The organism is Candidatus Anaplasma sp. TIGMIC, from assembly GCF_028204095.1.
Lineage (GTDB): Bacteria > Pseudomonadota > Alphaproteobacteria > Rickettsiales > Anaplasmataceae > Anaplasma.
In genome coordinates this window covers 1-13419 of the sequence record NZ_JAQLOH010000029.1, presented here as the reverse complement: position 1 = coordinate 13419, position 13419 = coordinate 1, and the positions used below count along the sequence as shown (strand labels likewise).

Genomic DNA, 13419 nt, shown 5'->3' with positions numbered 1-13419 from the left:
CCAGAGCTGATATCACGTAACCTAGCATCTGCTCTCATGTACGCAGAACATGAAAACACACCCCACTCCGTATCCTCAACGTAATGGTCTGTGTCACACTCTATGTGCTCTCCGCCACACCTGGCTATAATACCCGCGTTAGCGCTGTCACCCAGTGTCACTTTAACTTTTGCAATACTTCGTAGTGAGGCTGCAACAATAGCCGGGGCAATACATATGGCACCAATCGGCTTCCTTTTCTTAGCAAATCCAGTCAAAACCGACTGAACGTCGTTTGCTATGGTTACAGAACCTTCTCCATCCATTATGTTGGAATAATTCTTTGCAACCCCAAGCCCGCCAGGTAGAACGATCATATCAAAGTCCTCCGGGGATATGTCCGTCAGACTTTTGATATCACCCCGAGCAATCCGCGCAGATTCATGTAGAATGTTGCGGCTCTCATTAGCCTCCTGCCCAGTTATGTGGTTTACTACGTCACGCTGCATTGCGTCAGCCGCACAACATACTACCTCCACACCATGCACATCCAAAGCAAGAAGCGCCAATACAGCTTCTCGTATCTCCGCACCATCCATGTGGCCGCAACCACTTAAAAGAACTGCACTTCTCATCTCATGTTAACCATAAAAACGCTACGCAAACCTTTTACCACCATGTTCGAAGTAACCAAAGCAAGACCTAACGTCATGAGTCGACAGCATTGTTACAGTTTCCCGTGCGCCATCGCTACTTTCTACTAACTTCTCAAGCTCCTCGCATTTCTTTGAGGTGCTAGCCATGATCATACAAAAACTCGCAACACACAGCAACATACCTATGGACCTTGTTGCCCACCCAAGCGGTATTGTACCCCCAGTAGGTAATTGTGCAGGTACTATTTTGCCTATAGATTCCATAGCAACTATGATCTTTCCGCCCCATACAAGCAAGTTACCGACGACCAAGAGCACCATGATCTGTGTTTGTCTTACAAGGTTTTTAGAAAACTCCTTGGTGTTTCTATGCATGATCATGTGTGAAGTGCAGAACAACATCGCTGAAAGGAAGTATGCAGTGTTACTTATGAAATCCACAACATGGATAATGCTTAGACCTACAGTGCCGAACTTTATGTGTTCTCCAAGCGCGACACCATGCGCGAGCAATAGAGTGATAGCAGACATCTGTAAGGTGAAGTTACAAACAGAACCAAATAGGTCAACCCCGTTTGCGTACTTTTCCATCACGTCGCTGAACTTGTCTATCAGCTTTTTGTGTGCTTTTTCTTCTTCTATTCTGCTTCTAAAGCCCCTTCTTCTCGCTTCGCTCTCTATTTTTTCTCTTATTTTCCTCTTTTGTCTTTCTATGTGAAATACAACCACTATTCCGCATATAAGAGACAAAGCAGCCATGAGCACTGCAATGAAATCAATAGTGATCCAGAAGTTATTACCGTGCTTCCCGAGCCATTTTGCCGCACCACTTTGAGACACCGCAAGAAGCATAAAGATTGCCGTAACGGCAACAAGGGAAGCTAAAGAGCAGCACTGCCGCCCATAATTTAACTTTTCTATTTCCAGCATCCTACGAGGGATGCCAAGAGAATACTTCATAACAAGCACCAGATGACATAACCACGAAATACGTGCATTTCTGTTGCGTAAGACACCAGAATTACACCAAATCAACAGATTATATCTCTATAGTAACTATTTTTACAAAGTTATTAATCAATAAGCAGGAATTTTTGTATTTTCAAGTGTGGAAAGCGTGCACCATCACTACAAAATTTTCCTCGAACGAATGGCATAAAATTAGGGATAGTACGACATTAATCTTTTCATGTTCTACTTCTCTCTGTAGCCATGTTTTTTTATCGAATATTACCAATAAATAGCCACATCGTTTTGTGAAAATTCTTTATCGAACAGATTCTGAGACAAAACTATGTCATAACCTAAGCAGCTTTCAATAGGCTGACTTTTCTGAATTTTTTTGTAGATATCGTTACACCTATTCTCGACTATTCCCAGTATTCCATAGGAAAAAACTGCAAAAAGAACAATGCTTGTTGTTATTAGGAGGGAGCCCATGTGTAATACAAAGTTACCGTAAATCGGCATAGGATGGAGTATATTTTTCTTTTCAAGGTATCCAATACAAATACCAACAAGAATTAGCGAGTTACATAGGAGAAGCAACAAGACTCTATTCAGATTTTCCCGGTTCTTCTTAATAGAAAAGTCTGTTTTTCTGTTCAGAATAGCAAATGAACCTAAGCTCATGTATGTTGCGATGGTAAAAATAATATTTCCAACCCACTCTATGATTGGATTTAATGTTACGCCAAACACGGTCAAGGTTCTGGGATGACCAGCTCCGTAAAGTAATAAGGACATTGTGGATATTATGGATAGCAAAGATAAGCATATTGTTCCCATAAACAAAAGCGTTTGCACCCAACTCTGCATAAAGAACCCAGCTCGCATTAGTTTGCTTTCTGGCTGCTTTTTTACTATTTTATCTCCTCCTAACCGAAGAATTCTTTCTTCGCGTTCCCTAATTTGTTTTCGAATTTTATCCAGATGAAATATTGAAACAGCCCTACAAATGACAGAAAGTATTCCGGTAAGCATGGTTATAAAGCCTACCGTAATAATAAAGTTCTGTAGATTGAATCCAATCTTTGCAAACATCCCACCACGGTGTAGGAAGAAAAATACCACTGTTGCTGCGCTGAAGACGGAATTTCCGAGCAGTAAGAGTTGTGTGGTGTAGGACTCTATTTCTACCTTTAGTAGTTTCTTTTGGATGAGAGGGTAGGACGACATTACTCAATTTATAAACTTTTTCATAGACATAATATGGGTTATTTTGATATTTCCAATTCATTATTCATTTTTGTTGTTTTTACATCCTAGGAGTGAGTCAAAACCCTACGGTTTCTTTAAAAATACACATATTGGTTGCACAAGACTATTGCAAATGGCAAAGTTGGGGCTCTGTGAACAAATATGTGATCTATGTTAAAAGTGGGGATAAATGGCCTAGGAAGAATTGGGCGGTGCTTATTTAGGTTGTTATGTGACCAGAAGATAGGCTCTAATATCGAACTGGTTGCAGTGAATGGGTCATCAGACATTGCGTTACACAGGCATTTGTTGGTCAACGATTCGGTGCACGGTAGATTCGAGCACGAGATAGAAAAGGTCGGGAATGATCACCTTTACACATGTGGTAAGAAAATAAAGTACTTCTGTGAGAGAGATCCGGAAAACATTCCATGGAAATCTTGCGGTGTTGACGTGGTTTTCGAATGTACAGGAAAATTCAATAAGAGGGCTTTGTCAGCTAAGCATATCCGTGGCTCTGTAAAGAAAGTTATTGTTTCTGCGCCTGTAGAGGATGCAGATATTCAGGTTATATACGGTATAAACGAGCACGATATAAAGAGTGGTCATGAAGTGGTATCTGTGGGTTCATGCACGACAAATTGTGCAGCTCATATTGTGGGTACTATGAATAGTGCTTTTGGTATTGAAGGGGGTTTTATTACTACTGTCCATTCATATACAAATGATCAAAACCATGTGGATGGTAGCCATAAAGACTTCCGCAGATCCAGAGCATGTGCCTTATCTATGATTCCAACAACAACAGGTGCGTCGAAGGCCCTTACTTATCTGTTTCCTAACTTAGCGGGAAAGATATCAGCTTCGGCTATCAGAGTCCCGACGCCGAATGTCTCTGTAGTGGATTTTACCTTTGTGCCCACAGTGAAAGTTACACGCGACGCAGTGAACGAGGCTTTTATCTCTGCTGCCAATGCGCATAAATCTATACTATTGGCTACGTGGGAACTGTGTGTATCTGTCGACTTCAATCACACTTCATATAGTGCGGTTTTTGACCTTTCTGAAACGTACGTTAGCGAGAGCAACTTTGCTAGGGTTTTGGGATGGTACGATAACGAATGGGCTTTTGCGAACAGAATGATAGATGTCGCTATTGTGGCAGGTAGGTCTTTATAGTTTTTGGTTTCATGATGTGGTAGGTGTCCAAACGTTATTTGAGTTTGTGACGAATTATGTTATAACAACACGGGCAGTGCGAGCGGATTTCATGTGAAGTCGGTCAGGTTAGAAATAAAGCAGCCGTAGCATAGATAATCTGGGTTGTACTGTCCACCTAGAGCTGCTAAAAGTGGTTTGCTTGTGAATCTAGCGCTGAAGTACAGGCCCAACAACTTCGGAGATCTGATAGGCCAGGACGTACTGGTTAGGATACTGAGTAACTCCTTCGATACAGGTGAGCTGAGTGTTCCTTTACTTATGGTGGGAGCCAGCGGCGTTGGTAAAACCACATGTGCTCGGATAGTGGCGCTGTGCCTCAATTGTGAACGCGGCCCTACCGCTACTCCGTGTTGCTCTTGTGGGAGCTGCACATCGATACTTGAGTCGCGAAATCCCGATGTGGTGGAGATGGATGCTGCGAGTAATACCGGGGTGGACGATATAAGGGTCATTCTCGAAAGCTCAAATTACATGCCTACATGTTGTAGGTTCCGAGTCTATATAATAGACGAGGTGCACATGCTCTCAACGAGCGCGTTCAATGCACTGCTCAAGACGTTGGAAAGCCCGGCACAACATGTAAGGTTCATAATGGCGACTACTGAAGCACGTAAAGTGCCAGTAACTGTTGCTTCTAGATGTTTACGTCTGGATTTGCTTAGGCTGTCAGTAAATCAGCTCTTTGCCCATCTAAAGAAGGTTGCCAATCTTGAAAACATACAACATGACGATAAGAGCTTGATGCTCATAGCGGAGAATTCGGCAGGTTCGGTGCGTAATTCGCTGCTGCTTCTAGAACAAGCATCCATCTACTCGAAGATGAAGATAAACGTTGACGACGTGATGGAAATGTTGGGTTGCATTGACCGGAACTCAATAGAAGATTTAACTTCGAAAATCATTGCGAGTGACGTCTTAAAAGCGATTGAGGCATTCAGAGAGCTGTGTCGCTCCAGTGCGACAATAGCAATTTTTGAGGGAATACAAAAAGTAATATATGAGCTCTGCTTGCATTCAGTGGGCGACAACTCGTCAACCTGCCTTGGTAATCAAATACTAGGGATAGAAAGGGCGAGATCAACCCCCTTTCTTTCTAGGATGTGGCAGCTGGTATCCCACGGAATAGGTGAACTTAAAGGTTCTGAAAGCCAACAGCAAACGGGCGAGATGATTGTAGTGAGGCTGTGCTACCTCAGTGATCTGCCATCACCTCAAAAACTGGCTTCTGTAATATCTTCAAAGTTCTGTGCGGGGCAAGGGCAGTCTGAAACCTCGCAGATGTCAATTTCTGATGGAAGTAGCGCTGGTAACCAGTATGGGAAACCTGATTATGGTTCAGTTTGTAGCCGAGTGGAAAAGAACGATAAGGAAGAAAGTGCCTTTGGTACCGCAAACGAAGAAGGTTGCGATAAAAAAAATGATGTAAGTGGAAGCAACACAGTGTACAATCCAGGCGACGATGAGGTAGTTGCTGACGTTATGAATAACTTTAAGGGTGCCTCGGTAGTTGGTTTTAAGTGTTTGGATATCTGATGAGTACCTTTATGCCTTTTGACGATCAGAAGTTTTCGGATTTACAGGATGCCATCAGGAGGAAGTTATCTGAATTCAAGGTGTATCAGGAGCCTAGGTCTTTCGAGGGGCAGTCTCTTGGTGGTAAGGTGTACGTTAAGATACTTCTGTCAAATTTCGTGGAATACAAGGTGCAGGAGGTAAAGGTGGATCCTGCCCTTCTTGAGGAAGAGGCCTACATGCTTGAGGATTTAATTAAGGCGGCATTTGACGACGCGTTTAAGAAGTCCATTGATCATAATAAGGGTTTCATGAGCTCTTTAATGTCTTTCTACTTCTAATATTATGAATTGTGTTATAGCTGTAGTTGGTGCTCATACTGCGGTTGGGCGCAATGTTGTCAGTGCTCTATCTGACATTGGTATGTCGTCAGAAGATGTAGTAGCGCTGTCTTACGAAGATACAGTGGGAAAGCGCCTAAGTTACGGAGAAAATGAAAGCTTGGTCTGCCGCAGCGTCGATAAGTATGACTTTGAAGGTGCATCGTTGGCAATTTTTTCATCAGGCGATGGTGTAGCGGAAAGGTATATTGGAGATGCAATTGTGGGCGGTTGCGTCGTCATAGACGGTACTGCACATTCCCGACAGGATGTTAGTATACCTCTCGTCGTGCCTAGCATAAACAGTATATGCATTGGTGAGTATAAAAAACTTGGAGTTATAGCAACACCTTGTAGTGCGGCCTCGCAGGTTAGTACGGTACTTTTTCCCTTGCATGAGTGCGTTAAAATTGAGCGAGTGGTGGTTACTACTTTTCACTCCGTGTCTCATGTCGGAAGAGAGGCTATGTCCGAACTATATAACCAGACTAAGTCTATGTTTATGAGTCAGAAGGTTCAGTGTAGCGAGCTGCCAAAGCAAATTTCGTTTAATTGCATTCCGTTTGTTGGAGAAATGGCAGATGGTGAGTACACATCGGAAGAGAAGTGCATATCTCATGAGATAAATAGGTTGTTGTGCGGTGAAGTAGAGGTGGCAGTTACTTGTGTTTTTGTGCCCGTGTATGTCTCCCACTCCGCAGTTCTCAATATCCAGTTCTGCAATGCTATTTCTAGAGATGAGGTACTCGAAGTTCTCAGTGATTCCCCTAACATTTTAGTTGTGGATGGAGAAAGTGAAACAAAATACATCACTCCCATTGAATGTGTGAATGATGAAGAGGTTTATGTCTCTAGAGTCCGCTGTGATTCCACAGTCCCTCACGGCATCAGTATGTGGTGTACTGCTGATAACCTGAAGCGCAGCGCTACCGATATGGTGAAGATAGCCCAGATTTTGGCAGCTGAACATCTTGCGTAGAAGTTTTTCTACAATGCGTTTTTGTTATCCAATCTTAGATTTTTACAAATTGCTTAACAACGTCCGCCCGCACCTAGGCACTTGTGGGCCTTATTTTCATTGCTCATAACGCTTGTATATGTTAGAATAGCGGGTTTCTTATCAACGGTGTTGGGCTTTATGGATAGTTATAGTGCTAGGTATGGAAGTGCCTATTATTGCGCTGGGTTAAGAAGTTACCTCGTTCGGGTTTATAACTACATGGCTATGGCTCTTGGTGTTACAGGGATAGTGGCATATGTGGTGTCGCAGAGTGGGGGGCTGATGAGCGCTATATACGGAACGCCGCTACACTGGGTTGTAGCCATTGCACCAATGATAATGGTATTCGTGATGGCAGCGCGGATCCAAAAAATGAGCCTTAAGAGTATGATGGTTGTGTTTTTCGGCTTTTCCGCGGTGATGGGGCTGTCGCTTTCGTACATATTCATTGTGTACACGTCACATAGCATAGCTAGGGTGTTCTTCATATCCTCTACTATGTTTGGCTTGATGGCCTTGTATGGTAACACTACAAAAAAGGACCTTTCTAGGTTTAGTTCGTTCCTGTACATGGGTGTAGTGGGGCTGATAGTTGCATCAGTTGTGAATTGGTTCATGATGAGTGGCCCACTCCATTTTGCTATATCGCTAGTTTCAGTGCTTGTGTTTACTGCATTAACTGCGGTCAATGCACAGGAGATAAAAGATATGTATTACAGATTCAATGATGGTTCTGATGTGACTTCTGGGAAGATGGCTATAATGGGCGCTACGAGTCTGTATTTTGCTTATATCAATATATTTATAAGCCTTCTGCATCTGATGGGGGATCGTAGATAGCCAGGTTCTCTATGCGTAAATGATAGAGAGTTACAAGGCGTTAGGCGTCGGCTCGTTGAAGGAAGTTGCTCGCCGCTGTGCTGTGCGGTTATGCGCAGGCTGTACTGTGGCTTTGACAGGTGACCTTGGTTCTGGTAAGACCACTTTTTGCCGGGAGGTTATTCGAAAGTTATCGAAAGACAGCTTTCTCGGTAGTCCCACTTACGGGCTGATTCATGAGTATAGTTGTTCCGGGTTCACTCTGTATCACGTAGATCTGTACCGTGTGGAAAGTTTACGTGAAGTGCAAGACTTGGGCCTTTTTGAAGTGCTCGAAGAAAACCTGGTGCTAATCGAGTGGCCAAAACTGATAGAAGAGGTTATAAATTTTGACGTACGTGTCAGCTTAAAGGCCTCTGGAAGGGATGCGGCAACAAAACGCGATGTTATAATCGAATGGAAAAATGGCCTGTGTAACGTGCGAATCGAAGCTCACAGTGGTTAACCTTCACTGTCAGAATGCACGCTTGCTTGCTACACATGTTATTTACAGCTAGCGGAAATGTGGTCCGAGCAGAACGGCTTCTATACGTGAGCCGCCACCGACAATATGGCGACGTGGATAAAGTCCGGAAGATAATAAAACTATATGCCGCTGCCTGTAGTGCGGCTAACAAACAACATACTAAGTACGTTGCCGTCCATACGCGGAGTAGTTTCCGGCTTTGCAACGCCAGCCGTATCATTGATAAGCCGCTCAAGAATATCGAAGCCAACTTCCTTGTACTGAAGCTCACGGCCAACGAATCTTATAGAGACTTTGACTTTATTACCCTTTTCTATAAAGCCTTTGAGATTGTTTAGTTTTATGTTGTAGTCATTATCTTCAATGTTAAGCCGAAATTTCAGCTCCTTCACCGAAGACGACTTTTGCCTTTTTGGAGAGCCCTGTTTCTTCTTGTTATATTTCTGACGGCTGTAGTTAAAGATCTTGCACACTGGGTACTCACCCTCACCCACAACCTCAACTAAATCGAGGCCTGCGCTGGTTGCAGCGGCTAAAGCTTCTTCTAAAGACACAACCCCAACCATGTTGCCTTCGGCATCGACGAGACGAACATGCGACGCGGTTATTGCATCGTTTATCCTAGGACCTTTCTTCTCCACCTCAAACCCACAAAACTAAACACTATAGTCACTTAGCGGATGCTAACACATGTTACCAACGTTTTCAACGCTTTCTCAGCGCCCATTACACTCGCATGGCTTGAACCATACTCGCGGACAGACACCGTGCCTTCTCTCTCTTCCGCTGTCCCTACCACCCATAGTACAGGAACTTTGTTAAAAATGGATTTACGGATCTTTTGCCCGACGCTTTCTTCACTGTTGTTGACGATAGCACGAATGTTATGGGCAATTGCCTGATCCTTTAAGGAGTTTGCATATTCTGTAACATCTTTAGAAACGGTTAGTATTTCTACCTGGATCGGTGCAAGCCATGCAGGGACGTTGCCGGCATAATGCTCGATTAGTATTCCTATAAAACGCTCCAGCGTGCCCAATATTGCCCTGTGGATCATAACAGGATGGTGCTTACATCCATCATCTCCTATGTAATATGCCCCAAGACGCTCTGGTAAAACAAAGTCTATCTGTATTGTCCCACACTGCCATTCCCTGCCTAGAGCATCTTTAAGCGTAAATTCCAGTTTAGGACCATAAAATGCTCCCTCTCCTTTGTTTATCTCGAACTTTACACCAACTTCATTCATCGAGTCGATGAGTGACTGTTCAGCTGCGTCCCACAACTCCTCCGAGCCAATTCTGCTCTCAGGTCGGTCTGACAACTTAACTATCACGTCGTCAAAGCCGAATGCGTGATAAACTTCGACTAACAGATTGTAGAACTGCACAACTTCACTTTTTATTTGCTCCTTCGTACAGAAGATATGGGCGTCATCCTGTGTAAATCCCCGAACCCGCATCAACCCATACAGAGAACCCGACGGCTCGTTCCTGTGGCACATTCCAAACTCCGACATGCGGAAAGGTAAGTCTTTGTAGCTACGAGTCTTAGAATTGAAAACCTGAACATGACAAGGACAATTCATTGGCTTTATCGCGAGTTCTCTTTTATCTTTTCCACTCACTATGAACATACTTTCCCGAAATTTATCCCAATGTCCGGATTTCTCCCATAGCTGACGATCCAAAAGTATCGGAGTTTTAATTTCAAAATAGCCGTTATCTCTTAGTTTTCCTCTTAGATAGCTTTCCACAGTACGATAGAGTGTCCACCCTTTCGGATGCCAAAATACTTGTCCAAGAGCCTCATTTTGTATGTGAAACCACTCTAGCTCGCGAGCTATCCTTCTATGATCTCTTTTTTCAGCTTCAGCAAAATCGCTTAAATAGCGGTCTAGGGATTCCTTGCTATGCCATGCTGTGCCCGTTACACGCTGAAGCATTTTGTTGTTACAGTCACCCTGCCAATACACACCTGAGATTTTTGTAAGCTTAAAAGCCCTTACATAACCCGTTGTACGAGTAACAGGGCCACGGTATAGATTTACTAAGTCCCCCATCCTGTAGACAAGGATATCCTCTTGGCCCTCAGGATAACCTTCAAGCAGCTCTCTTGTATATTCTTCTCCCTGGACACTAAAAAACTCAAACGCCTGCTGCCTCTTCCAGGTTTCAATGGTAATTGTTTTACACTGCGCCGCAATTTCTTCGGCCTTACGCTCTATGTTTTCGAGATCTTTTTCCGACACACGATAAGTAAGGTCAAAATCGTAATTAAATGTGTTCTCATCCTCGCACCAAGTTCCTTGCTTCACTTCCGGAAACAACTCCTTTATCGCGTACGATATAAGTAGTGCTGCGCTGCGCAGTATAATCGTTTGTCCCTCGGCACTGTCGCCAAGAATTGGTTCTACTACAGAATCACATGTAACGATATCTGTTAACCCACACACTGTACCGTCTACAAAAACAGCAACCACAGAGCCTTCTATTTCTTTAAATATTTCAGAAACTATTGAAGATACAGGCATCGGTGAAGAAAAACTACACGATTTCTTGTCACCGAACGAAGTGGTAATGTTTATCATTGTACGATTCCGAAGAAGAAAACACAGTATAATGATAAATTTCCACACGTGGACACGTTTTATATGGAAATAAGCGAAGAACTTATAAAAAAAGCCGAAACGTGCGTACACTATCTAAAAAGCGTCAAAAAAAAGATCGCCCTTGCCGAATCATGTACGGGCGGATTGCTATCATTCCTGATAACATCAATTCCCGGAGCATCAGATGTTTTAGTTTGCTCGCTAGTTACCTACACTGACAACGCAAAGCATAAACTACTTGGAATCAGCTTAGAATTCCTCGATACACACGGCGCGGTCAGCAATGCAACAGCTATATCAATGGCGGATAGTCTTATTGACCGGATGCCCAACGTGGACCTGGCAATTTCCTCGACAGGATTTGCCGGGGGAAGAACTACAACGGAAGACTCTACGTTCCTGGAAGAAGAAAATACGGGGACTGTGTTCATCGGCTGCGCAAAAAGGCATCTGGAGTCCGTAGCGCACAGATTTACGTACGGCAGACACCTTATGCGTAGCGAAATTCAAAAAAAAGCCGCCGCCAGCGCCCTAAACATCATACTCCAACAGCGATGGGATGAATAACACTACTATTTAGCAGCCTTTCTCCGATTATCGGACTTTTCCTTTATTCTTGCAGCTTTACCGAACAAATCTAGTAGGTAGTAAAGCTTAGCACGCCGCACCTTGCCATATCTTACCACTTCAACAGATTTTAGGTTTGGTGAATGGGTAAACACCTGTAACTGAATACTTTCGTTATGGCTTATCTTTCTCAAGGTGAAAGAGGAGTGTAATCCCCTGTTTCGTTTTTTGATGCAGACACCTTCAAATGTTTGCATTCTCCAGCTAACACCATCAAATACGTTTATACTGACTTTGACGGTATCTCCGGAATTGAAAACCGGCAGCTCTACATTATTGGCTTGTTTTAGCTGCGCGACTTGTTTCAAATTAAACTTTGTAAGTAATTCACTCATCTCTAAACCGCGTATCTTCTAAATATCTTTCTTCATCAAATCCGGCCGCCTTATTTTAGTCAACTCAAGGGAAGCCTCTCGCCGCCACTTCTCGATCTCGGCATGGTTACCCGACAATAGCACCGGCGGTACATCCAGCCCATTCCAAGAACATGGTCTCGTATACTGCGGGTACTCTAGGCTTCCGTTACTGAAGCTTTCTTCCTCAAGGCTATCGGAGTTGCCCACAACTCCAGGCACCATGCGAACGCACACATCGATGAGCAGCATTGCAGCCAGCTCACCGCCGGTAAGAACAAAGTCCCCTACGCTAATCTCCTGAAAGTTGTAAAACCTTACAACCCTCTCATCAACACCTTCGAACCGCCCGCAGAGTAAGGTTATATTGCTAAAGCACATAGTTTGTCTAGCTATATCTTGCGTAAACCTCACGCCACGTGGCGAAGTATAGATGAGTTTTGTGTCGGGATTTGTGGCCAGTACGCTTTCTACACAATTCCCTACGACGTCAGCTTTCAGCACCATACCAGGGCCACCACCATAAGGTTTGTCATCCACAGAGCCGTGTTTATCTAAGGCAAAAGACCTGATATCCACTACATTAAGGGACCAAAGCCCCCTTGCACGGGCGGCACCCAAGTTAGAAAACCCTAAGGGACCCGGGAACATCCCTGGAATGACTGTGAGCACGTTAAAAATCATGGCTAAGCGCCGACTGTTTCTGGTGGAACAAATAGTATCTCTCCCTTTTCAGGAAAAACGTCAGGAAAAATACATTCAGTAAAAGGAAAAAGAACCTTTTTACCCGAAGGCACAGCGATCTCCACAATGTCACAAGTGCCAAAATTAAGAACGTCAGTGATGGACCCATATTCTGTTCCATCAAGTAGCTTTACAGCTAGACCAATTAGATCGACATGGTAGAACTCTCCATTTTCCAACTTTGGTAAGCACGAAGGATGGACAAAAAAGCGTACATCTTTAAGCGCATCAGCCGCGTCTCTCGTTTCTACCCCACCAACGTGTGCGATAACCATGCCGTTTTTCAGAACAGAAACAACCTTAATCTCATAAGTACGCTCTCCATCAGTAACGGCTCCATACGCAGCAATATCTCGAGGATCATGGGTAAAGGTTTTAACCCTTACTTGCCCACGTACACCGTGTGCCGAGCACACAATACCTAGAAGAACATGTGACCCATCAGTATCCAAAGTAAAAAAGTTCATTACCGTAAGGAAGGCATTCTACACCTGTGGCCACTATTTTTCAATTTCAAACGACCTAACTGCCCATAAGAGGAAAAAATGTATACCTGAAATTATACGCAGCCGTGTTCAGGCTCACCACAATAAACCACGGTGTTTCACATCTACGCACCGATTAAAATACAGGCTTTCATAGCCTCAATGTATAACTATAGATGGTGGAGGTTTATGAACAAACAAAACACAAAACTTGGCTGCTACCGAAACACAAAAGAGGAATTATACTTAATCCCCACTTCACAACCAGAATAGGCCAGATCAAAAGAGGCCAGAGCAGCATCTTTAG

At 43.7% G+C, this 13419-nt stretch carries 15 protein-coding genes and 1 other RNA gene; 8 read left to right on the top strand and 8 right to left on the bottom strand.

What is annotated here, in order from left to right; genetic code table 11:
• The 3 genes from elbB to PGW94_RS03630 form a co-directional block, all read right to left on the bottom strand.
• Window positions 1-614, bottom strand: a 614-nt coding sequence (elbB, locus tag PGW94_RS03640; protein ID WP_271758744.1) for an isoprenoid biosynthesis glyoxalase ElbB, incomplete at its 3' end; no start/stop codon positions are given.
• Between the two features lie 21 nt (window positions 615-635).
• Entirely contained in the window at window positions 636-1595 is a 960-nt protein-coding gene (locus tag PGW94_RS03635) for a hypothetical protein (protein ID WP_271758742.1), read from the bottom strand.
• Between the two features lie 270 nt (window positions 1596-1865).
• A complete protein-coding gene (locus PGW94_RS03630; protein WP_271758741.1) occupies window positions 1866-2813 on the bottom strand; it encodes a hypothetical protein in 948 nt (315 codons plus the stop codon).
• Window positions 2814-3005: 192 nt separating this feature from the next.
• Here PGW94_RS03630 and PGW94_RS03625 point away from each other — a divergent pair, with 192 nt between their 5' ends.
• From PGW94_RS03625 to tsaE, 7 genes are all read left to right on the top strand, one after another.
• Window positions 3006-4013 carry a type I glyceraldehyde-3-phosphate dehydrogenase gene (locus PGW94_RS03625; RefSeq protein ID WP_271758739.1) on the top strand — a complete coding sequence of 336 codons (1008 nt, stop codon included), beginning with the start codon at window positions 3006-3008 and terminating at the stop codon, window positions 4011-4013.
• A gap of 68 nt (window positions 4014-4081) precedes the next feature.
• An RNA gene (gene ffs, locus PGW94_RS03620) (signal recognition particle sRNA small type) lies at window positions 4082-4174 on the top strand.
• Window positions 4175-4196: 22 nt separating this feature from the next.
• On the top strand, window positions 4197-5588 hold the full coding sequence (gene dnaX, locus PGW94_RS03615) for a DNA polymerase III subunit gamma/tau (protein WP_271758737.1): 1392 nt from the start codon (window positions 4197-4199) through the stop codon (window positions 5586-5588).
• 11 nt (window positions 5589-5599) lie between these two features.
• A complete protein-coding gene (locus PGW94_RS03610) occupies window positions 5600-5908 on the top strand; it encodes a YbaB/EbfC family nucleoid-associated protein (RefSeq protein ID WP_271758735.1) in 309 nt (102 codons plus the stop codon).
• 4 nt (window positions 5909-5912) lie between these two features.
• Window positions 5913-6926 carry an aspartate-semialdehyde dehydrogenase gene (locus PGW94_RS03605; protein ID WP_271758733.1) on the top strand — a complete coding sequence of 338 codons (1014 nt, stop codon included), beginning with the start codon at window positions 5913-5915 and terminating at the stop codon, window positions 6924-6926.
• Window positions 6927-7085: 159 nt separating this feature from the next.
• A complete protein-coding gene (locus tag PGW94_RS03600; protein ID WP_271758731.1) occupies window positions 7086-7787 on the top strand; it encodes a Bax inhibitor-1 family protein in 702 nt (233 codons plus the stop codon).
• Between the two features lie 19 nt (window positions 7788-7806).
• Window positions 7807-8271, top strand: coding sequence for a tRNA (adenosine(37)-N6)-threonylcarbamoyltransferase complex ATPase subunit type 1 TsaE (gene tsaE, locus PGW94_RS03595; protein WP_271758729.1), 465 nt, complete (start codon window positions 7807-7809; stop codon window positions 8269-8271).
• Window positions 8272-8411: 140 nt separating this feature from the next.
• Here tsaE and infC read toward each other — a convergent pair whose 3' ends face one another.
• A complete protein-coding gene (gene infC, locus PGW94_RS03590; RefSeq protein WP_271758727.1) occupies window positions 8412-8933 on the bottom strand; it encodes a translation initiation factor IF-3 in 522 nt (173 codons plus the stop codon).
• A gap of 32 nt (window positions 8934-8965) precedes the next feature.
• Complete coding sequence (gene thrS / locus PGW94_RS03585; protein WP_410519529.1) at window positions 8966-10882, bottom strand: threonine--tRNA ligase; 1917 nt, start codon at window positions 10880-10882, stop codon at window positions 8966-8968.
• A 63-nt stretch (window positions 10883-10945) separates the two neighbouring features.
• On the opposite strand from thrS, the gene PGW94_RS03580 reads away from it, so the two are divergent.
• The gene (locus PGW94_RS03580) at window positions 10946-11470 is read left to right on the top strand and encodes a CinA family protein (protein WP_271758724.1); all 525 of its coding nucleotides are present in this window, start codon (window positions 10946-10948) and stop codon (window positions 11468-11470) included.
• Between the two features lie 5 nt (window positions 11471-11475).
• On the opposite strand, the gene rplS is transcribed toward PGW94_RS03580, so the two are convergent.
• The 3 genes from rplS to rimM are packed head-to-tail and all read right to left on the bottom strand — an operon-like array spanning window position 11476 to window position 13094.
• Complete coding sequence (gene rplS / locus PGW94_RS03575; protein WP_271758722.1) at window positions 11476-11865, bottom strand: 50S ribosomal protein L19; 390 nt, start codon at window positions 11863-11865, stop codon at window positions 11476-11478.
• Window positions 11866-11883: 18 nt separating this feature from the next.
• Window positions 11884-12567 (bottom strand): tRNA (guanosine(37)-N1)-methyltransferase TrmD, encoded by a 684-nt coding sequence (trmD, locus tag PGW94_RS03570; RefSeq protein WP_271758721.1) that lies wholly within the window; start codon window positions 12565-12567, stop codon window positions 11884-11886.
• A gap of 2 nt (window positions 12568-12569) precedes the next feature.
• The gene (gene rimM / locus PGW94_RS03565; protein ID WP_271758720.1) at window positions 12570-13094 is read right to left on the bottom strand and encodes a ribosome maturation factor RimM; all 525 of its coding nucleotides are present in this window, start codon (window positions 13092-13094) and stop codon (window positions 12570-12572) included.
• Between the last annotated feature and the right edge of the window lie 325 nt (window positions 13095-13419).